Consider the following 23,136-nt stretch of genomic DNA (forward strand, 5'->3'; position numbering starts at 1 on the left):
CGAAATTTTCAGAATTTTTTCAAAGAATCATTGATTCCTTGGTAATAATTAGGTAACCTATTGGCAAGCCCTGTGCTGCTAAGTCCTGCAATAGCATTGCGAGAAACGCGATATCCCGATGTGGATACCTCAAGGACGGGTTCTGAATTCGCGATCAAACAAACGAGTGGGGGAAGTGATTTTAATGCCTAGACATCTGGTCATCGGAAACGGTAAATTCCTTATTAACCTCGATCAGCATTCCTACATGCGAGATCTGTATTATCCTTTCGTAGGCCAGCTTAACCATATTGGTGGTTACCAATGCCGCGTAGGTATTTGGGTAGATGGTGAATTCGCTTGGTTGAATGCCCCCGAATGGCAATTCAAGCTCGGTTATGTAGAAGATTCACTCGTCACCGAAGTGACGGCCACGCATCCTGGTCTCGGTGTTACCTTGCTTATGAATGATGGCGTACACCAGCGCGAGGACATTTACTTGAAACGGATTCAAATCACCAATCACAAAAGCACCGTCCGCGAAGTACGGATGTTCTTCAATCAGGATTTGCTCATCAATGAGACCGAAGTTGGAGATACAGCCGCTTACTATCCCTTAACCAATACAGTATTCCATTATAAAAAAGACCGCTATTTTATGTTTAACGGCAGCACGGGCACAGAAGGCATTTATCAATACTCTACCGGTGTCAAAAGGTTCTATAACGCCGAAGGCACGTGGCGTGATGCAGAAGACGGCCACCTCATGGGGAATGCCATCGCCCAAGGCTCTGTCGACAGCACGATCTCGTTCCGCTTGTTCGTACCACCTAACGGCAACCAGACGCTCTACTACTGGATGGGTGCAGGCAAGAACTTGGAAGAAGTGAAGAAGCTAGATGCTTATGTCAAAGATAGCCATCCTGGCAAACTGCTTGATCGTGTAACGGTCTACTGGCAGCGGTGGGCTAATAAAATTGAGCGCGATTATTTTGATCTGAATACGGATGTTCAGCGCCTCTTCAAACAAAGTCTGCTGCTTGTCCGTACTCAAACCGATGTGAACGGTGCAATCATCGCGGCGAATGATTCTGACATTATGCAGAGCAACCGTGACCATTACAGCTATATGTGGCCGCGGGACGGCGCTTTAATCGCCTACTCCATGTCGATGGCTGGCTACCAAGGCATGATTATTCCCTTCTTTAACTTCTGCGCGAACGTGCTTTCTCCTGAAGGATATCTGCATCATAAATACAATCCGGATGGTACCGTAGGTTCCAGCTGGCATCCTTATATTCATTCGGGACGTGTGCAGCTTCCGATTCAAGAAGATGAAACCGCGCTAGTCTTGTTTGCACTATGGCAGGATTTCCAGAAAAATGGAAGCCTTGAATTTGCCCAATCCCTGTATCGCAACCTCATTCGCCGAGCTGCTCGATTCATGTCCACGTACATTGATCAAGAGCTGAACTTGCCGAAGCCGAGTTACGATCTGTGGGAAGAGCGCTATGGTATCTATACGTTCACGGCTTCTGCCGTTTATGGCGGATTGATCGCGGCTTCCAACTTCAGCAATCTGTTTGGTGACGAAGAGCGAAGCAATCGCTACAAGCATACCGCGGAGAAAATCAAATCCGGTATCCTCAAGCATCTGTGGGACGAAAATGAAGGACGTTTCGTTCGCGGCTTGTATATGGAGGATGGCGAATGGGTCAAAGATATGACGCTCGAGAGCTCGGTCTACGGCATCTTCGAATTCGGCGTTCTGCCTGCGGACGACGAGCGGGTTGTGGGCACGATGCGAGCGAATAAAGCCGGTCTCACGATCAAAACCGAAGTTGGAGGCTCTGCCCGCTATCATCATGATTATTACTTCCAACGCTCAACGGATATTGAGAATGTACCGGGCAATCCATGGATCATCTGTACCCTCTGGATCGCCGAATGGGAAATCGAATACGCCAAAACGTTGGCTGAACTCGAAGCCCCGCGCCAAACGCTTGAATGGGTCGTCAAGCATGCGATGGAAAGCGGCGTGCTCTCGGAGCAGCTCGATCCTTTCACAGGGGATCCGGTTTCCGTTGCTCCACTCACTTGGTCTCACGCGACTTACGTGCTTACCGTTGTGAAGTATTTGAATAAGTACAAACAATTGTCGAAGTAAGTATGAACCTCTTGGAATTGAACATTTGTTCATTCCGAGAGGTTTTTTTTACGCAACTGCACAATTAAATTACTTTCTGACATGCACCTTTTTACCAAGACCTAAATGGTAGCACCGGAGTGGCAAAAAAATCCCATTGGAGTTGTTAGGCCATACAGGGATGGAAAAAAAGACCGCTGAGCGATAGTCGCAGGGCGGTCTAATTAATGTTTATTAGCTTTATATTACTTGAATTATCTTTAGAATGGCAACCATTATCAATAATAGTATTGATAATGACACAGCAATTTTCTTATTACGTAATTTCGAAAATAAATAGACAGTAAAAAGATAGATTAAGAAAATAAATTTACCGAGCCAGTTGCTCTCGATTATAAAAAATGCTCCAATGACTAATAGCACTGAAAAATAAAATACTACCTTTGAGTTTATCACTTGTAATCACTCCAATATCTATAATCAATTACATTATAACCTTTGGTGACTACAATAAGTTGCTGTGTATTCTGGGTTTCAATGTCGGTACGATAAATTATGGTTCTTCTTTCACCAACATCTGGATTTTCAGGCATCCAAGCCTCGCTTAATATACCAGCAGTAAAACCAGTAGGATGCTCAAGGCTCTTCCCGCCAAATTGTTTAGCGACCAGCAAACCAATTCCGTAACCAATTACAGCCTTTGTAGTCTTTGCCTCCCAATACTCAAATGAGCTAGTTGTGTTACTTTGTTCCCAATAGGAATATTTAGGGTTTTCATCGTAAAATACCTGACCAGTGGATAAAACACTAACTGTTGTTTTCTGTCCATTATCTGAGACCAAATCATGGTTCGCAACAGGAACATATTTATATTTAATATCATCTGCCAATTTTTGATTCTTAGAGTAATAGTATTCACTTCTTATTTGATCAGCTTTTTTTTCAGCATTCATCATATCTTGCACCCTGTTCCATTTACAACTCAGACTCACACATTCTGTGTTATTAGCAGTCATCCATTTGTCTGATTGATCTTTGGTTAACTTAATTAAATCTGCATTATCTGATCTTTTAACGTGTCCTGTCGGATCAGAGTAGATCAGAGGATTATTCTCCACATAAGTATAAAGGTTCAACGACAGCGGATTATTTATCTGCCCTTCATACGTATCCTCATTTATGAATCTACCCACAGATGGGTCATAGAATCGTGCTCTTAAATAGTACAGCCCTGTCTCAGAATCATACTGTTCCCCGGCATATTTGAACGAGTTTGTTATACCTTCCGTTTGACTTGTAACATTACCCCACTCGTCATACTGGTACTGATTCACTACGTTCCCGCTCGTATCCACGATCTGGGTAACATCCCCATGACCATTGTATAAATAATAATACATCTTACTCGTGCTTGTCTCTTTTTTCGCCAATAAGCGGTCGCCTCGGATGTAGTTAGCTTTAACTGTATTGTTTCCGTCACTTTCTGAGATGACTTGTCCGCCTGCGTTGTACTGATACTGTACTGTTTGCGTACCAGAAGTTTTCTTGTAACGCAAGTTATTAGGCGCGTAAGCAAACGATATTGTATTGGTGCCACTTGTAACACTAGTCAATCGATTAAGTAAATCATACGAGTAGCCTGTATCAGATAAAGAGAGATTCATAGCGTTGTCTTGCAGGGTCGAACGGTTACCTTTCAAATCGTACATATAACTCGCTGTGCTTCCATCTTGTCTGTTAATCGTACGTAATCGATTTAAAGCGTCATACGTGTAATTCGTAGTATTTGTAACCTGATTCACAGTCTCTGTTTTAGACGTGATGTTATTATTATCATCGTACTCATATGAATAGGTAGATAGAGTCGTGCTGCCTTTAGTATTGGTTACTGCATGTAGCCGATTCAACGCATCATACATATTGGCTGTCTTTAATACCGAACCGTCTGACAATGTTGGGTAAGTAATACTCTTTACTTTTCCATTTGCGTAATATTCATACGATGCATTAACAGTATCAGCTGTATTAGCAGTGGATTGACCATCCACTTGAACCTTATCCATCCGCTGTTTGTCATAGTGAAAGTTCACATTGTAACTTGAAAGGTTATTTGTTTGTCTAGTAACACGACTGTTACTATCATAGGCAAGTGACAAATTCGAACTGTAATTAGTACCGGACATGCTTATGGAAGTCAATCGTTTCATGTTGTCCATGCCTGTTGTCATGCTTCCCGTACTGATTCCATTCAAATACGTTTCTGCCTTATCATACATGATGCCGTTACTGCCGATAATCGACATACTTGAAAGTGTTGTGCCACTAGCGGATACCGTGCTAACGGTAAGACGATTCTGTTCATCATACTGATTGGTAAAGATCGTGCCATTGCGATCCGTATGTTTGTTTAGCAAGCCCATATTATTGTACGTGTAGGTTTCACTTAAATTGGATGGATCGGTCTTCTGTATGAGTCCTCCAATTTCGTTATATTGCTTCGTGTTAAGTACTGCTGGCGTATCGGAAGAACTACTCTGCATGGAAACCTGTTGCAAGTTTCCTCCTGTATCGTACTGGTAATTAGTTAATTGTCCCAAGGCATCCTTCAGTGTGACCAGACGATTCAGCTTATCGTAGGTGAACTTTCTCGTTACACCATCTGCATTAAAGTTTTTCTTCGGATCGATATACGTAGCTACATTCCCTAAAATATCGTACATATAAGATTCCGTTACCGGCTGAGTCTGATTCGGCCAATCCTTATAAGCACGAATTGTCAGCAGACGTCCCCATTGATCTGCATCTCGTTCAACGTAGCTGGATTTCAGATTGTTTTGCGCCGAATTAGTTCGATATGCACTAACATCTGCTGCCGCGACAAAGTAATGAGTGGATCGACGTGCTTTGAGATTATATTCGGTCTCGTACAGATTGCCATATACATCCGCCACTTCATTTTGTCTGCCCCATGCATCGTAATTCGCTGTAGACGTATTCCCCATAGGGTCGATGGAATAATTTACTCTTGAAAGATCATCGTAGTGGTATTGATTAAACTTCCACGTACCTGTATTCGGATCAATAAACTGTTTAATTCGCAAGTTACCTAAACTATCATGAAACTCGTATTGTTCATTTAAGTAGGTAATAGAATTATTTGATTTTTGGGTATACTTCCGATAAGAGCGTACATGTAAGCCATAATTACCAACATTTGTAGAATCATAGAGTTGTGAACTTGTGGAGTTGATATAAATATACACATCTGAAACATCGTATTGTCCACCATTCAAATTCTTAAAGGTAGGGTACTTCACCTCCGTGGTACGGCCTAACGCATCATAGGTATACGCTGTTTTGTTAGTATTCTCATCGGTCACATCTTTCAATAATCCTGTCCCGATGTAATAAGTCATCTTTTTCTTTACAGCTTGAGTAACACTTTGACCACTATCATTGGTTGTATTAAAGATGCTCTCCGTTTCACTAGGGTACGCATAGCCCGTATCTGATCCGAAAATGGTGACTGTTTTCGCTGTCTTTCCGTTATCCAATGTTTTCGTTGAGCTAACTTTTTGTACTTTACCAAGTAATGGAGTAGCAGCACCTGTACAACTCGATGTACTAGTACCGTTAGCATCCATGATATCGTAACATGTGTTGGTCATTTCACTCTTAGGATTTGTGTAAGTTTTTAGCCTCCCGTTCGTATCATAGAAGTAACTTTCTGATGAAGCACTCGTATCGCTCACATTTTGATACCACGATTTAGATTGTAATTGGTTATAAGTCAGTTCATACGCGTACGTAGTTGTATATTTACTTTGTGTGGCTGCATCGTTTAATTGTGTCTGAGTTAGTGGTTGCGTCTCGCTTTGCAGACCGCCCCATACATTATAAGCTTTATTCACAAAGAGTTTATTTGCTGTTATCTCAGTGTCGCCTACCGCGTAGTCTGCCATTTGGATACTTGTTGGTAAATATGTAAAAGTCGAATGAAAGGCAAGGTTGGTAGATATTTTACGCTCCCCATTAGAAGTTTTTGTCTCCGTCGATTTGGGCTGCTTGAGTCCGTTAAAAGTTGAAATGGTTTGTAGTCCATTCGTACTCGTCGTACTTTGCAATGTTGATGTTGAAGAAAACGTATAGGTGCTCGGGAGATTATTTTGATCGTAATACGTGGGATAACCAGTATAGTCGCCAAAGTAAGTGTAATTTATTTGATTATTATCCGTTTTCATCACATCTTTGCGACTTATGATGCGAAACTCTTCCCCAACGCCGCTTGTTCCTAAGTTTCGAGTGACTTTTTCATACTGGTACTTGGTCTTGGAATTAGGGAAGGAAATAGTATCTAACAGAAAATGGTTATTATGTCCAAAGCCACTGGCCAAGTTTTTGTAGTAGTAACTAAATTTACCACTAAAATACATATTCGTCGTGGGATCCACAGCATAATCAAAAGAAAGGTAATCTCCAGTTTGATTTTGAATGCTTGATAAAAAGGGCTGATAGCCATCTGGATTCCCATTAAATGTACTTTTAGAACGCCATTTCGTGTACGTAACTGATTGAACGACACTACCACCAGGGTCTTTAACCGAAATAACGGTTTTCTCCCCATTAAAGTTAGGATCCGTTGTTGTCTGTAGGTTAGTGTCATAGGTAAAACTCACCATTCTACCGACTGTATCGGTAATTGAATCGATCACTTTATATGTTTGACCGTCGTACATTAGGCGATCTAGGTGAGAGAATGTAATTTTATTTCCAAATCGGTCTACTATCCCCAGCAAGCGACCGTCTGATGCAAAATATTCACGTTTCATGCTCGCATACTCTAAATAATAAGCAGAATTAGCCTGTCCATTAGAAAAAGTGTTCGCGGTATCTTGTACAAAACGCAAGTCTTTACCTTGATAACCTAGTAAATGCGTATAGCTTTCTGCAGTACCTGTTGCACTGAAATCCACACGATAAATGGAACCTTCTCCGTTATGATAATACATATAACCATCCTGCAATTGTAAAGAAGGAAACCGAAACGACCATCCTATTCCCAAATCGTATCGACTATTCAGATAATTATTTTTTTGAATATTGCCAGAAACATTGTATTTTCTCGTATATCCAAAGCTATAGTTACTTTGATACAATATCCCAATATCTAGATCAAGCCCTTCTATACCTGAAAGATGAATATGATTCTGCTTCCACGTGAGCGAACCAGTAGCAGGATCAATCGCTTCACTAGAACCATTATGATCTGAGTATTGCGGCTTTTGAGTTTGGTTAATTTGCTGCTGGGTAATAAGACCATTCATGACTGCATCAGTACCAAATACATCCGCATAAACATGTTGGGAAGAAAGCACCGTAACGATGAGCAATGCAAAGAATCCACTAATGAAAATAAGACTCTTTTTCATGGTTTACTTCCCTCCTTTGCCCTTCGGACTCTTATCATGAATCTTTTGAAGTCCTGAACGACCTTCCTCTTCATAGGCTGCAATAATATCGTCAGATGCTAGGTCAGGATTCGTCTCGACCTGTTGAAGGATTTCCAGCTTTTCTGCATCACTTATAGTTTTACCTGTAAACTTTTTCTCAAGATTAGCATGTTTCTTTATAAGCGTTTTAAGTTGCTTTTGCTTCTGTTCTGTCACATCTTTTTCTATGTCATCCCAATTTTCTTTTCCTGCACGTTTCGTTTTAATCAGCTCTTTTGGATTGACAAGCAACTGGTTACCAATTTCATCTGAACGATAGATGTCTTCCAGTGTAGCTCCACTTAGTAAGAGTTCCTCCACGTCTTTTTGGGCATAGTTAAACTCGTCTTGTTGCTTTAGACGATGTTTTCGGTTTTCTGCAGCTTTTGCTTTAATAGCTTCAACTTGTTTGTCCGTTTCATTTGGTGTAGTAATATCCTGTGTAAGTGTTTGTGGCTTTTCTTCTTCCCGATCAACTTTCTTTGAAAGATCATTGGGACGGAGTACATTTCCAACTTTGCTGAGACCTCCAGAAATGATATTGCTATCTGCTAATACTGGTAGAGCTAAACTACTGACTACGACAACGATTAACAAAACAGAAACTATAATTTTGAACCTCTTACTATATTTTTTCAATGGGGATCTTCCTTTCCAACTAGTGGGTGGTATTTGTTTGCTGATTAGAAACACCTTGTGCCGCTAAAAATTTTGGTGTAATAAGTGAAAATAATATAACTAGACTTTACGTTCTAGTGTTACTTTGAAATTAAATTCCCATTATTATCATAAACAAATGTTTTAATGATCTGACCTGTTGATGTAATGCTGATGGAAGTCAGTCTCCCTCTCGAATCATAGGTGTAAGTCAGTTTTCCATTTAGAAATACGCTTATCGCATTGCTCGATAAAGATAAGTTGCCTGCGCCGTCCTTCGCCTTAACAGTTAAAATATAAAGCGTATTTGCTGAAAGACCTGTTACCGTATACATTGTTGTACTACCATTCACACTTCCAGCTAACGTTGACCCATTGTAGATGTCATAACCCGTCACCCCTACATTGTCTGTTGATGCGGTCCATATAAGCGTAGTAGTGTTATTTGTTTTTCCGCTTATTACTACGTTGCTTGGATCTGTCGGGGCTAGCGTGTCAATGATTGCATTTATGGTACCACTTGCAGCTGATAGATTGCCTGATCCATCTTTTGATTTCACACTAAATGAATAAGTTGTATTGGCTGTTAGTCCCGCCACGGTAAAGGTAGTTGTCGCTCCGTTTACAGAGCCTACAAACATAGCTCCCTGGTAGATGTCATAACCTGCTATCCCTACGTTGTCTGTCGATGCTGTCCATGTGAGCGTAATCGTACTATTCGTTTTTCCGCTTGTTACTACATTACTTGGAACTGTCGGGGCTAGCGTGTCAATGATTGCATTTATGGCACCACTTGCGGCCGATAGATTACCTGACCCATCTTTTGATTTCACACTAAATGAATAAGTTGTATTGGCTGTTAGTCCCGCCACGGTAAAGGTAGTTGTCGCTCCGTTTACAGAGCCTACAAGCATAGCTCCCTGGTAGATGTCATAACCTGCTACTCCTACATTGTCTGTTGATGCTGTCCAACTCAGTGTCACGGAATTTGCTGTAGATCCACTAATTTTCAAACCGCTTGGAGCCGTGGGAGGAGCCGTGTCAGGGTATTTTAAAGGAATTGAGATATTTGCATAAATACCACGACCTTCTATATAAATATCTTCTTGGAACACAATATAATAAGTCACTCCTGCAGATAAATGCGGGAAAATCCTATAATTATGCTCTTCTTCCAGTAATCCCGTTAAATCCGGTTGTGAAAAAATTAATATAGTTGGATTAGCATAATCGACATAATTAAATGGATTGATGTCAATGTTATGTTGTCCCGAAACGCTAGGAGTAAATTGAAAGAATTCAGGAATCAACTGAGGTTCGCGGACGTTTACATTTGATCCTGGTGTTATAGTATTTGAATAACCCCAAGTCATAACATTCTTTTTAACAGAAAGCCGTGTATGCACATAACTGCCGTTATGACCAACAACCTTTATGTAATAATTTTGCCCTGGAATCATATTGACTCTTATTTCAGAAAACGTACTACCCGAATGATCATCATTAAAAGCGATTAAATTGGTCAGATTCGCATCACTATACATATAAAGCATCGTATCGTTTGAACCGCTCGAACTTACTCCTCCAAAATAATCGGTTAAAATCGAGTAATTACCGTAAGCAGAAGGTGTAAAACAGAATACTTGGCTTGTGTTCACAGGTGAGTCCACATCCACTGGTGCAAGCAAGTTAAGCATATTCCATAATGAACTAACGGATAATCTGGCGTTTACCGCACCTGAATGGGGTAGAATCTGTACATAATACTCCGTGTCTTTCGTTAGCATTACGTTCATTTCAGAGAATACTGATCCATTGGCATCATTGTTGCTAGCTATCTGATTGGTTAACTGCCAGTCAGTGAACAGCTTTAACTCCGTATCATTAGGTGAACCATAGCCCCCAAAAGGTCCGGTGTAAATTTTATACATACCTGTATCTTCAGGTACAAAAGAATAATAATAGGAATCGCCTGCTCCAAGCGATACATCTTTATACAGGTTTAGATATAAGCGATTATCCAATATAGAAACAGCCGGATCTTCATCCACATAATTAGGCAATAAAATTTGAAATTCATTTACGCTCTCCTGATATTTCAATCTCAGGCTATCAAATTGATCTTTCCTGCTTTCAAAAACAGCATATACACTCGAATAAACCGATTGTCCAACAGTCGTTCCGTCATCCGATGTTACTACAAGCTCCATCCCGTCATGCAAAATTAAATTTTCAATCAAGAGCTCGTTGTAACGGTCCTCAATCTTCTTGGCCGCTTCGATATTGTTCTCTTTCAAAGCCAGCTTCTTCAATCCAAGAAGTCTGTTATTGATTTGCAGCAATTCCCGGTCCCATTGAACAAGAGGATCTTGCGAGGAAGTCTCTATAGGACCTGCAACTGCTGGAGGGATCGGCTTATCGATAACCCCAAGCGCTCTGGCTAGATTAACAAGTCCATGCCCGTACTCCAGATTGCCTCCCAACTTGGTAGCCGTTTCAAAAAGTTTGTTTTTGACTTGTTCGCCTGTCCAATTCTTATGGGCAGACCACAAGGCTGCTAGCGATCCTGTAACATGGGGTGCAGCCATCGAAGTACCGCTAAGATTGCCGTAGTCTTGATCACTTGTCGTACTGAGGATTTCCGAGCCTGGCGCGACCAAATCGATCTCATTCCCTGTACTGGAATAATCCGCCCGCAAATGTTGTTTGGTAACAGCGCCTACGGAGATGGTTTCTGGATATAAAGCAGGGTAGGCCTCCGTCTCAGCACCTTTACCACTATTGCCTGCAGCTGCTACGACCAAGATGCCCTGCTCCGTTGCTGCTTGAATAGCCTCATGCAAAGCTCTGCTTTTGTCACTCCCACCAAAACTTATGGAAATAATATTCATTCGATTCTGAATGGCCCATTCAATTCCCTGAATCACTTGACTATATGTCCCCGTACCGCTTTGATTCAGTACTTTTACAGCGAATATTTCCGATTGAGGGGCCACGCCAATAACACCAATACGGTTATCCAAGGCAGCTATCGTGCCAGCTACATGAGTACCATGTCCGTTATCATCCTGATATCCAGTGAAACCTTCGACAAAAGAGACTCCGCCTTTTACTTGTAGATCTGGATGATCACTTATTCCCGTATCCAAAATCGCAATTCGAATAGCGTTTCCTCGCTGATTCTTTTCGGTCAGCAGATCGGCTCCGACAGCATGTATTCCCCATGGAAGTTGTTCTTCGTTTTTCTGTCTTGTTATGGAAAATGACCGCTCTCTAGTTACAGGGCCAATGGAAGCAATGTTTACCTCCGAGTCAGGCTCAATATAAGCAATGTTTACCTCCGAGTCAGGCTCAATATAAGCAATGTTCGTATCGCTCTGTAAGCTCTGAACTTCACTCACATCCAAATTTAAACCCAGTGAATTGGATGAAGATAATTTCTTTGTCTTCTTTTTTTGCAGCCCTTTTCTAGTTTTAAAATTCTCAGACTCTACGTTTTTCTTAAGACCGACAATGTACCTCTTCTCATTCTTTCTTCCATTCATTTCTTGAATTTTGGTTGGTTCCTCAATATATACTTGCTCTTGCACTGTGGTTACACGGTCTTCCTTACTGCTTAACATTATTTGTGCGTTTAAAGGTAGTGATGTTTCACTGCTGGCCAAGGCTGTGCTTGACATCATCAGCATGGATGAAATCAAAATTGAAACCACGGGGATAAGTCCTTTCGTTCGTTTCATGCTTCGTCCTCTTTTCTTTTTTAGTAGATGAAATCAAAAGGTTTACTTTAAAAAATTAAACAAAGTGCACCCCCTTTCGTAGAATTTTCATATATTTGCAAATTACGTTTCAATATATTTGGAATAGAAATAGAAAACTATGATTGGCAAAGCTCTGGAGGTTTATGGAAATGATTGAAAAGCAGGGAAGGTGAATGACCTGAAGACTAACATAGGAGAGAAAATCATAAGGAAAAACCAAACATTTACACAAAATTAACATGTTTTTACTTTTATTATTTTGTTTTTCTAATTGTATTTTAAAACCAAAGTCGATAACTGTCGAAATTTGTTGTCGAAACTTGGAATAACATTAAATATTCACTAACTTTTTCCACACAAATCCACAATCCAACAATCTGTTCATTTTGAATAGACCAATTGTAATAATTTACAGACACAAAGCTGTTACGCAACCAACTTTGTCTTCAGCTATATTGACTCTTCATTTACCAATATGTCACACCCTCCTTGTTTCCAGGAGGTTATTGATAAAATTCGCGCCGAACTTCAGGCTAATCAACGGAAGAATGTCTCAATCTTCCAACGATTACGATACAATTCGCTAATTCCTTCTGCCGTTAATCAAAGCGATTCGAACCATTTAGACCTGATCGATCAAGGAGTTTTCGGCTACTGGAAGCTCCGGTTTCTTCAATAAGAGCATCCATCTGGGTGCGATCTGCAGGTCTCGCAGGAGTAAGCACGGTTTTTTCTGGATAAACCGTGTCCATTTCGCAAAAGATTATCCAATACGTCGCCCATTTGTATTTACTCAGACATAGGCTCCATTGCATGCAATCCCAAGCACTTTCTGAAACGTTTCATTACCTTAAAAGATAAAAAAGCCCCCAACCCCACGTTTAACGTGGTTTTGGAGGCTAGGCCCCTCATAGATGAAATCAGTTGGATCCATAGACCTCAAACGCACCGATTTTAAAAGATTTGGCTGCAGGAACAGCATTCAATCCGGTGAATCCTTGCCCTGATCCGCCGCTGCCTACTTGCGGAGCACCGGGCCGCTTGCCGGACATGACAATTTTCACATAACGCTTGGTGACAGAATTAAAAGCAATATCGCTCACTGTCGAGCCGTATGGGTTTGTTGCCGTAGCGACAGTCTGCCATGTTTTGTTGTCATCGGAAACTTGAATTTTAATATCTCGCGCATAGTTTTCAAAGCCCCATCTGGTGATGGTTCGATTGATTTTTTTAGACGCTCCGAGATCGACCGAAAGCCACTGCGGATCGTTGCCGGATGTGTCTTTCGAATTGCTTTGCCATTCGGTGAACACGCTGTCATCCACCGCATTCTTCGCCGGGAAGGACGCGGACTCTGTAGACGATACAGCCGTCTTTTTCCCTTTGGCCAGATCGAGCGTTGTTGGCGTCGGAGTTTTCTTCGTGATGATGTTATTATAGCAATCCAGCGAGATGACCGGTGCAGCTCCGTTTAAATCGGAGACAGCATACTCGGCCGTAAGGGTTCTTTGTTCGCCCGGAAGCAAGACGAAATAGTTGTCCTCCATTTTGACCGGTGCTACAAGATCGCCTGCCGTGCCTTTCTTGATCTTGGCGAAAACCGCGAAAGCAATGGAGCTGCCGTTATTTTTGACCGTATAAGTGAGCGTTTGCTGAGAACCTGTAGTCACAGCCTTGCTGCTGACGAGTTGCAAGTCAACCGGGTTCAAGCTTTGTAGTTCCGTGAAGTCGGCATATTGATCTTGAGGCGTGTAGTTCCAATCATGATTCTGATATCTAATCAGATCTTTTTTCTTCGTTTGGGCATAGGTGTTCACACTGATAAGCTGGTTGCCCGCATCTCTCAATTCCAAACGAATGAAATAGGTAGGTGATAAATTAAGCGTATCTTCATTCAGTTTGTTCACAATCGTAATGCCGCTTGCCGTCTTGATTTTGCCGCCGAAATTGATCGTTTCATAACCGACCTTTTTAGGTGTCCCGCCCACAGCCGGACTTGCTCCATCGGGAGAAACGTTCAGGTTATTGAACGCTTTGTCATACACTTTAGTGCTGTCGATATTGTAAACTTTTACATTGGCTTTTAAGCCCGAGTAAGCATCTTTCGTACTGTTGAGAATCTTAACTTCCTTGGAAGCGTAATCGAACATGATGTGTACTGGTTCATTCGCTTTCTTGACCCCGAAGTAAGATCCGTTGGGATTCAAATAAAAGTCGAATAGATTCCAATATAAGCTTGGGAATGAATTGTTGAGCATCCATTGAATCCAGCCTGACGCCTTGGTGTATTTATTGGCATTCACGGCTTCAAACTGCGCGCGCTGCGCATCATATTGCTGCACTTGCGCTTTAATATTGAATTCTTCCAAGTTATTGGATGATCCATAGTGACTGTCCAGCGCTTTCTGGAATACGTCTAACTTCCCAAAAGCTTCTCTTGATGCATGGTAATTCCATTGTTGATAGTTGTCTCCGCCTGCGTTATAAGGCCAGAGTGCGCTTGCCGGTAGAATTTTCTTTAAGGTTTCGGTGACAGGCAAACTTGGTCCAGGACCTGCTTCCGATGTAAATCCGAATGCTCCGCCTAACTTCATGTCTTCGAAATACATTGCCGGCGGCGCATAATCATAGGTAGCATCCATGTGCATACCGCCCACCGTTCCGGTTAATTCCGCAACCTTGGCAGAGGCGCTTGAGATGATGGCGCTGAAATCCTCCCAATGCATCTGATGTTCCAAATCCAGATACATCTGTTCAATAAATTTACCGCGCGCTACCGTCGAGCCTGGCGGCTGGTCGTCCATATTGCCATACGAAGGCGGATTATCGCTTCCGTTCAACCAAGCAATCATACTCGGATGTACTCTTAATTCGCGAAGCTGCGAGTATAGGGATGCTCCGGCGATTTTTGCTTCGTTATCCGTGAAGGAGGCAGGCTGCTGCCATCTGTCGCAGCATACCCAGCCCGCCATGAACAGAATACCGTTCTCGTCCAAAAGCTGGAGCAGCTGATCATCATTGAACTTGCCTTCGTCGCGAATGGTGTTCAGGCCCATATCTTTGACGTATTGAACGACCGCGTTGTTCGCATTCTGATCCCGGCGCAGAAGAAGATCTGTAGGCGAATATCCCCCCGCCTTGATTAGAACAGGCTTGTGGTTTACATAGAATTGCACCATGTCTTTGAGCGGCGGATCAACCGAATTGGAAGGGGATACATTCATTTCCGTTGAAACTTCACGGATTCCGAATTTTTGTACCACACTATCGGAGACTTTGCCGTTTGCCTTAAAACTAAAGTCGACTGTATACAACGGGTGATCGCCCATATTGATCGGCCACCAGAGCTGAGGGCTGGTAACATTGATCCCTAGGAAGGAAACTTCCTGATCCTTGGCTGCGGCTTTTACAGTAACAGTCTTCGAAATACTCGTAACGGCAGCGCCTGAAGGATCTTTAATAATGGCATAAACGGCCCCTGTTACGTCCACTTTGCTCGTATTGCTTAATTCCACATAGGCGTTGAGATGAGCGGCAGCAAGATTGGCATCCACTGTTGAGGTAACAAACGGGTTGCGCGTTTTTACTGTGTCGCTGGTTTTAATAAGAACATCGCGCCACAGTCCCATGTTGTTATCTGCCGGCCTTGGGACCCAATCCACCCAATAAATCGTCAAGTCTTTCACATAATCAGGCCGTGTGACTTGAACGGCGAGCGTATTTTTGGTTGTGCCGTCAGCGGTTACATAATCGGTAATATCCAATTCATAGCTGCGGAAGGAGCCGATGGTATCCGAGCTGTTGGCGATTTGCTTGCCATTGATCCAAATGTCTGCTTTATAGTTGATCCCTTGGAAATTGACGGCGATTTGCTTGCCTGCCTCTGACGCTGGCAGTGTAAATTCCGTGCGATACCACCATGGAACTGTGAATCTGCTTTCGTCGATATAAGCCATATTTTGACCAATGTAGGGATCTTTAATATTGCCGGCATTGACTAACGCTCCCAGAACGGTATTGGGAACCGTCGTGCCGAACCAACCGGATGTTGAAAAGCCGGATGTTGAAATTTTCGATCCGCTTGCGGTTGCAATGGCTGCTGACTGAATATTCCAGTTCTGGCTTAACGGAAACACACTTGATGCGGCTCTTAATGAGTCTGCTGTAACATCCGTTCCTACTCCCACTTCGGCTGCTTTTGCTGTTCCTGCCTGAGCCATTGGCGTACCGGCTGCAACGAATAAAAGCGCTAACATAAAAAAAAGTGATTTCCTGATCGCTTTGGCAACATTCATAGATTTTCCCTCCTATTTACTGAATGTACAAAATTAAAACGCTTTAACTTTTAAGCGTCAAAGAAGCATAAATTGTGCTGGGCATCCCCCCTCTCATGAAAACAGGCACGTCACCGCTCCTCTTCTCTGCATTTCCTTGTTAAACAATTCGCTTAATACCATAATATTGGAAATAAGATGAGGATAAAATTTATTATCTTGACCTAGTTATGGACAATCCCGACTTTTTAATTAATTAATCGCCATTATGGCAACCAACTTTGTCTTCGGCTATATTGACTCTTCATTTACCAATATGTTACACTTCTTTGTACTGACCAGTCAGTTTTTAAATATCATGACGAAAGGAGCATCCTCATTGAGCAAAGAGAAAATCATCCATGCAGCAGTTGATGTGTTTTCGGAAAACGGATACCATCGGGCAAGCATGGACGAAATCGCCCTGAGAGCGAATGTAGCCAAAGGAACTCTCTACTATCATTTTCCGGGTAAGGCCCAATTGTTTAAAACACTTGTTGTCCAAGGTTTCCAGGAGGTTAGTAATAAAATCCGCGCCGATCTTCAAGCTAATCTCACTCTCGAAGAACAAATTCAACGAATTATCAGGCACAATCTCGATCTGTTTTTGGAGTCCAGCGGCTTAGCTCATATTGTTTTTAATGAATTATCCAATGGCATCGACCAGGAAGTTTTGGACGAATTGAAGAAGCTGAGAATAGACTACATTCATTTTCTTGCCGGGGTTTTGGAAGAAGGCAAACAAGAAGGCGTGCTGCGCGATGTTGACTGCAAGTTAGCCGCCGCAGGCATTGTCGGGATGCTCGACAGCGCAGCTAATTATTTTATGAGCAATACGCATGAATTGTCTCGTGAACATATGGAACGATTCTTCTACACAATCATTACGTCGGGGTTGTTTATGACTGCAGGTGAGTAATTCACCTTTTTTTGATTGATTTGTACTGACCAGTCAGTTTAAACGAAAATCAAATGAAAGCATGGTGTTGTGAATGAATGAGGAAAATCCAACTTCCGCTTTAAGCGAACTGATTCCGTTGTCTTATTTTAAAGAAATGCACAATTCCTTTCCGGTGTCGTTAAATAACGAGAACACAGCATGGAATGTTTTTAAATACGAAGATGTCAAAACGATTTTCACTCGTCACGACCTGTTTTCTTCCCAAGGTGTAGAATCCGTGAATGATCCCATTGAGTCGAGTATTCTGAGACAGGATCCACCCAAACATCGGCAATTGCGGATGCTTGTGTCTCAGGCTTTCACGCCTCGGATCATCCAAGGACTGGCAGCTAAGATTGAGGCGATAGCGGAAGCGTTATGCGACCAAATGGAAGTAAATGCCAAGGTCGATGGTCTATATGACTATGCGAGCCCACTGCCGATTATCGTCATTGCCGAAATGCTGGGCATTCCCCCGGAAGATCGTGAGCGTTTCAAAGTGTGGTCGGATGCGCTGGTTGGGAACGATTCCGCTAGCTATTATCAATGCCAGCAAGAGATGAGCGTCTATTTTAGCGAAATTGCCGATAGGCGGCGACTGGAACCTCAGGACGATTTGATTAGCAATCTTGTGCGCGCTAATGAAGAAGGAGCACAATTAAGCGATGTGGAAGTGATCGGTTTTTGCATCCTGCTGCTTGTAGCGGGAAATGAGACCACAACCAACTTGATTTCTTCAGCCATGCTTCTCTTCGACGGCCATGCGGATGCAAAAGCACAACTCAAAGCGGATAGTACCTTGATCCCACAAGCGCTTGAAGAGGTTCTTCGTTATTGTTCACCTGTTCAAATGATGATAAGAACGGTAACGCAGACAACGGTTCTACGCGGGCAAACGCTGATTCCCGGCCAAATGGTCAACATCTGGATTGGCTCGGCCAACCATGATGAAGCTATCTTCGAGCATCCGGAAATCTTCAATATCCACCGCAATCCGAATCCCCATCTCGCCTTTGGTCACGGCATTCACTACTGTTTGGGCGCGCAATTAGCTCGTTTGGAAAGTAAAATTGCCATTCAAACGCTGCTCCGGCGGTTCCCTGAATTCCGGCTCGACCATTCACAGCCCTTGGAGCGGATCGACAGTTGGATTATGTTCGGGGTCAAACAATTGCCGATTATTTTGCGCCATGAGATGAATACGAATCGCTAGGCATCTTACTTATAGGCGAACGCAGAAAATAAGAGCCGCTAAAGGCTCTTATACGCGCCAAAAGTGGCTCATCTGAGGGAATAGAGGACTTTGGAGACTCTTATCTCCAAACTATTTCCCTCAAACCCCCTCCATACATAGAAATAAGAGCCCCTAAAGTCTCTTATACCCCCCCAAGACGGCTCATTTGGGGGAATAGGAGCCCCTAGGAGTCTGTCCGACGAAAAGAATTAAAAGAGCACTCCATCGTGAAACTGAACGATGAGTGCTCTTTATGTGTAGCTTTGTAGCTTTTCCCTGTTCAATCTGGTTTTTCCGTAGCCTACTCCCTCTCATCCAGCCACTCTTTGTTTACGGGCAGACCTCTCCCGTTTGTACAAAGTGGCTGGTTTGGGATACTTCGCCGCATGCAATTTGCGGATGTTGTGGCTTAGAGAGAGCAGTATGAACTCCCCAGATACTTTATCCTCGCCCCGCAAATGGAATTGACGAAATCCTTGAACCTCCTTCAACTGCCCCCATATCGGTTCAACGATCGCCTTACGCATTCGGTAAACGGCTGTTCCCTCATCACTTTGCACTTTCGTTCGCATTTCCTCTCGCAGGGGATCATGCTCGCTACGTGTGATGGAACGCTTCCCTGTTTTACTTTTTACACACTCGTCTCGAAAAGGACATTCGCTACAGACGCTGCATTCATAAACCCAAGTCGTTGGCTTATCTGCATCATTCGCATGCACGGTTCGTTTCCGTGTAAGCTCTTTGCCAGCAGGGCAGAGATAATAATCTAGCTCAGGTACATAAGTGAAGTTGGTCTTGTCGTAGGCATTATTCTTTTTTTTGTTTTCGCGATCGGCAGCAATGTAGGCATCCACTTCAGCCTCCAGCGCCGCTGCAATGTTGGACGCACTAAAATACCCTGCATCAGCACTCAGCTTCTGAGGCCTATCTCCTGTCATTGTTTTCATGGAATGAAGCACGTTTTCAAACTGCTGTTGATCGGTTGTTTGGTTACTCATTTGAAGTCCAACGATGAAGCCATGATCGCTGTCTACGGCAATTTGTGGATTGTAGCCTTGAATGACACCTTGGTTCCGTGTGCTCATGATGCGAGAGTCGGCATCGGTAAAATTAAATTGATCGCTCTGAGGAGATTCGGCCTGTTCCGCTGGCCGCTGTTCTTCCAAATTCTCCAGCGCAGATTTTATTTGCGCGATGCGGGCATAGCGTTCCTCCAACGATAGGGAAGGACTCGTCGGATGGGGTTCCTCCAACATTTCCTCGGTAGCAGAATACTCCAATGCTTGCCGGACTTCGTCTTCCAATTGAACGAGGCGTTTTTGCATACGCTCACGTGACATCGATTTATGTTTAGAGGCGCTTGCCTTTATTTTAGAACCGTCAATGCTCACATGCCCGAGCGAGATATAGCCCAGTTCCATAGCGATTTGTATGACTTGTTTGAATAAACCTGGAAGGGTATCCAGGTGGTTCTTCCGAAAGTCACTCAGCGTACGAAAATCTGGCAGGTATCCGCCACATAACCAGCGAAAAGGAATGCTTTCTTTCGTAGCTATTTGAAGTTTCCTAGACGTGAAGACGCCTGTCGCATACCCATAGAACCACAGTTTGAGCAGCATGGCAGGATGATAGGCTTCTTCTCCACGCTTGGAGTATTTGTTAGTAATGGCAGATAGGTCTAACTGCTCGACGATGTCGCTGACAAGTCTAACTTCATGATCATCTGTTACCCACTCGCTTAAATAGATAGGTAGAAGTTCACCTTGCTCTGTGGTATATGCTTTGAATTTAGCCATGCCTACGACACATCCTTTTGAAGTCTTATTACTACTTATTCGGAATTGTTTGACTAATTCCTGTTTCGTCGGACAGACTCCTAGAGACTCTTAACTCTAGTTACCGTCTGCTCACTAGCGCCAGCCACTCATTTTTGGCCAAAAAAAGGGAGACGGGTGGCTTCACTTGCCCACACATCTATTATCGCTACTTGACAGCCTTTCCGCCGCTCCACTCCCTGCGCGCATCCACCTAGCCACTCTTTCCCGCCGCAGGAAGGGACCCATGCGCATCAATTCGACCACACACGCAGCTCATTCAACGCGATATTGCCCCACTGACGGTTCCCATTATTAACCTTCAGCCTCATTTTGCTCGCTGTAACCGTGGGGAAGACGACATCTCTCGTCTCTACTGTGCTGTTATTAAGCCCCCAAGCGATAGCCGCATTGGATAGCGCTGCTGCCCAACTGGTACCGTTGAAATACTCGACATCCACATTCGTAATTCCCTGGCCGATGCCGAAATGGGTGGCTAAGCTGAGCTTGCTCGTAGTGACGGAGGTGCTCCCGAAGTCCAGCGTAATGTACTGCGGGAATGTAAACGATGTCGCACTAGACCACGCTGTGGAGTCGCTGTTATCGTTGATATTGCTAATGGCTCCGGCATTGCCCGCCGGGAACGTAGTACTTGCCACTGCTGAAGACGCAGCGTTGGCCGGAGCGTTATACAGCTCCAATTCATTCAACGCAATGTTCCCCCACTGGTGGTTTCCGCTGATGACCTTCAATCTGAGTTGTGAAAAGGTTGTTGGTGCAAAGTTGAAGGTTTTGACTTCATCGGCGCTGGTGTTGGAAGCCCATGTGAGATTGATCCCGGATTGAATGGGCAGCCATGCCGAGCCGTTATAGTATTCAAGATCGAAGTTCGTTATCCCCTGCCCCTGGCCAAACCTCGTATTTAGTTTCAATTGATTGGCCGTCACCTGAGCCCCGCCGAAATTGAGCGTGATATAGTTCGGAAACGTTGGCGTCGTGCTGCTGGACCAAGCATAGTCGTAATACGTATCGTTGATATTCCGGATCACGGCGGTCGTCGCGTTTAAAGAGGCGAATGTCGTGCTTGCCAGAGCACGCGAAGCCAGATCATCGGCTGCTGCTTTGGCTATCGTCGGATACGCGACTGGCGCCTTGTTCGTTGCCGGAGGCACGGAACCTTGGTACTCGTGGGCACCAATATCAGGATCTCCGTTATACAAGCTATTTCCGAAGTAGTCTCGGTCACCGTTCGATGTAATCGGAACACCGGCGCCAATCAACGGAGATGTGGACTGCAGCTGGTATCCACTCACTGTATTCATGCCGTTGCCTCCGCTGCCCGGGTTAACAAATTTCGGATTAGCCGTCACTTTGTGCGCATCTGAGCTGACCAGCGTACTGCCGCCATAATAGGCGTTGTAATCAAATGATTGACCCGTTAGATTCCACCCGCGATCTCCTACACTGTAATAAGCGTTGTTGTAGTTTTTAATGTTGGTCGGAGAGCCTGAGGTCTTCGTGAAATAATCGCTCATAACCGGATTGCCGGATTGGCTGCCTACATAGATCGTATTATTGTGATTTGTCACGTTTTTAATCGAACCGCTGTACCTGTAAATGCTTCTTTTGTCGTTTTGGCTGATATTATACCTGACCACCGTATCGACCGTGTAGTATGTATCGTTCACAAAAAGCATAAAACCGCCTGCATTATCATGGCTGTAATTGTACTGAACCAGCGAGCCGATGTTCCCCGCATCAACGTCAAATCCCTCGCCGTCCTCGGCGCCATTATGGCTGCCGAAAGACTCGTTAAATTGCACCACGTTACGATCCGAATAAGCCCACCAAATGGATGCATTCGTTGCCAAATAGGTAGCTTCTTGAACTGTATTGCGCTCAACGACCGCCCCGTCCGTCACGTTCCAAGCTATTCCGCCCGTAGCCGGTCGAATGATTGTATTGTTGGAGATTCTCAAATTCGTCGTCGGTGTCCACGGACCGTAAGGCTTAGGCACCCAAGGCCATAAATCGCTCATCCCATAGCGGAGAATACAATTGGAACTGATGTAAATTCCGTAAGCATCCACATCCGTTAATACATTGCCATCGATCAGTATATCGTCGAAAGCACTCGGCACATTCGATCCTACAGAATCGAAAATAATGCCCCCGGCACGCGTTGTATAGATTCCATCCACATCGTGAATGTTCATATTTTTCACATAAATGTGATGCAAAATCCCGCTTTCCTCATTCAAAATATAAACACCACGCCGTTCACCACGCGCACTATTAGTTAATGGTCCAGCAAACGGATTGGTCACCTCCAGATTATTAATTTCCCAATACTGCTGGTTTTTCAAAAGCACGGTTGACAGCTCTGTCGTGACGCCAGCGATAAGCGGCTTGCTGCCCGTCCCGTACTGGTCAATTACGATCGGACTTCCACTAGCGCCGGAACCTTTGGGCCATAGCTGACCGCTCCAGCTGCCGCCTGCCTTGAATAAAAGGCGGTCCCCGGGAGCAAAGCTTTTGGCATTCACCTTCGCCAAAGATTGCCACGCTGCGGACATACTCGTTCCGCTATTGCTGTCACTACCTCCTGCATTATCTACATAGTAGGTCGTTCCAGCTGCCTCAGCAGTTGGCGGCGTTGCAACACTCAGGCTGAGAAGCATAACGGTCGCAACGATCAGGCTGATGATTTTCCTTCCCGTCCATTTGGACATAAAACACCTTCCTTCCCATTTTGTTTATGTAATGCCTCGCATAAGATCCCTCTAAGGATTTATTTGAAGCG

The 23,136-nt window shown here is 43.8% G+C and carries 9 protein-coding genes; 3 read left to right on the forward strand and 6 right to left on the reverse strand.

Features of this window, described 5'->3' with window-relative positions; all coding sequences use genetic code 11:
- The first annotated feature begins 184 nt into the window (after positions 1–184).
- Positions 185–2,146: a glycoside hydrolase family 15 protein gene (locus LOZ80_RS24605; RefSeq protein ID WP_238167153.1), complete on the forward strand. Its 1,962-nt coding sequence runs from the start codon at positions 185–187 to the stop codon at positions 2,144–2,146.
- A gap of 431 nt (positions 2,147–2,577) precedes the next feature.
- Here the strand turns inward: LOZ80_RS24605 and LOZ80_RS24610 are convergent, their stop codons facing one another.
- From LOZ80_RS24610 to LOZ80_RS24625, 4 genes are all read right to left on the reverse strand, one after another.
- A complete protein-coding gene (locus tag LOZ80_RS24610) occupies positions 2,578–7,554 on the reverse strand; it encodes an RHS repeat domain-containing protein (RefSeq protein ID WP_238167154.1) in 4,977 nt (1,658 codons plus the stop codon).
- A 3-nt stretch (positions 7,555–7,557) separates the two neighbouring features.
- Entirely contained in the window at positions 7,558–8,253 is a 696-nt protein-coding gene (locus LOZ80_RS24615; protein WP_238167155.1) for a hypothetical protein, read from the reverse strand.
- A gap of 119 nt (positions 8,254–8,372) precedes the next feature.
- Positions 8,373–12,011 carry a S8 family serine peptidase gene (locus tag LOZ80_RS24620; RefSeq protein WP_238167156.1) on the reverse strand — a complete coding sequence of 1,213 codons (3,639 nt, stop codon included), beginning with the start codon at positions 12,009–12,011 and terminating at the stop codon, positions 8,373–8,375.
- Positions 12,012–12,952: 941 nt separating this feature from the next.
- On the reverse strand, positions 12,953–16,327 hold the full coding sequence (locus LOZ80_RS24625; protein ID WP_238167157.1) for a glycosyl hydrolase 2 galactose-binding domain-containing protein: 3,375 nt from the start codon (positions 16,325–16,327) through the stop codon (positions 12,953–12,955).
- A 358-nt stretch (positions 16,328–16,685) separates the two neighbouring features.
- On the opposite strand from LOZ80_RS24625, the gene LOZ80_RS24630 reads away from it, so the two are divergent.
- A complete protein-coding gene (locus LOZ80_RS24630) occupies positions 16,686–17,264 on the forward strand; it encodes a TetR/AcrR family transcriptional regulator (protein WP_238167158.1) in 579 nt (192 codons plus the stop codon).
- 73 nt (positions 17,265–17,337) lie between these two features.
- Entirely contained in the window at positions 17,338–18,498 is a 1,161-nt protein-coding gene (locus LOZ80_RS24635) for a cytochrome P450 (RefSeq protein ID WP_238167159.1), read from the forward strand.
- 332 nt (positions 18,499–18,830) lie between these two features.
- Here LOZ80_RS24635 and LOZ80_RS24640 read toward each other — a convergent pair whose 3' ends face one another.
- Positions 18,831–20,315, reverse strand: a complete 1,485-nt coding sequence (locus tag LOZ80_RS24640; protein ID WP_238166762.1) for an IS1182 family transposase — start codon at positions 20,313–20,315, stop codon at positions 18,831–18,833.
- Positions 20,316–20,587: 272 nt separating this feature from the next.
- Positions 20,588–23,065 (reverse strand): right-handed parallel beta-helix repeat-containing protein, encoded by a 2,478-nt coding sequence (locus LOZ80_RS24645; protein WP_238167160.1) that lies wholly within the window; start codon positions 23,063–23,065, stop codon positions 20,588–20,590.
- Positions 23,066–23,136 lie beyond the last annotated feature (71 nt).

Source organism: Paenibacillus sp. HWE-109 (assembly GCF_022163125.1).
Classification (GTDB): Bacteria; Bacillota; Bacilli; order Paenibacillales; family NBRC-103111; genus Paenibacillus_E.

What these genes read in the sequence shown, in the direction of transcription:
- LOZ80_RS24605 (WP_238167153.1), top strand. Translation starts at nt 185, where the DNA reads ATGCCTAGACATCTGGTCATCGGAAACGGTAAATTCCTTATTAACCTC.
- LOZ80_RS24610 (WP_238167154.1), bottom strand. Translation starts at nt 7,554, where the DNA reads ATGAAAAAGAGTCTTATTTTCATTAGTGGATTCTTTGCATTGCTCATC.
- LOZ80_RS24620 (WP_238167156.1), bottom strand. Translation starts at nt 12,011, where the DNA reads ATGAAACGAACGAAAGGACTTATCCCCGTGGTTTCAATTTTGATTTCA.
- LOZ80_RS24625 (WP_238167157.1), bottom strand. Translation starts at nt 16,327, where the DNA reads ATGAATGTTGCCAAAGCGATCAGGAAATCACTTTTTTTTATGTTAGCG.
- LOZ80_RS24635 (WP_238167159.1), top strand. Translation starts at nt 17,338, where the DNA reads ATGAATGAGGAAAATCCAACTTCCGCTTTAAGCGAACTGATTCCGTTG.
- LOZ80_RS24640 (WP_238166762.1), bottom strand. Translation starts at nt 20,315, where the DNA reads ATGGCTAAATTCAAAGCATATACCACAGAGCAAGGTGAACTTCTACCT.
- LOZ80_RS24645 (WP_238167160.1), bottom strand. Translation starts at nt 23,065, where the DNA reads ATGTCCAAATGGACGGGAAGGAAAATCATCAGCCTGATCGTTGCGACC.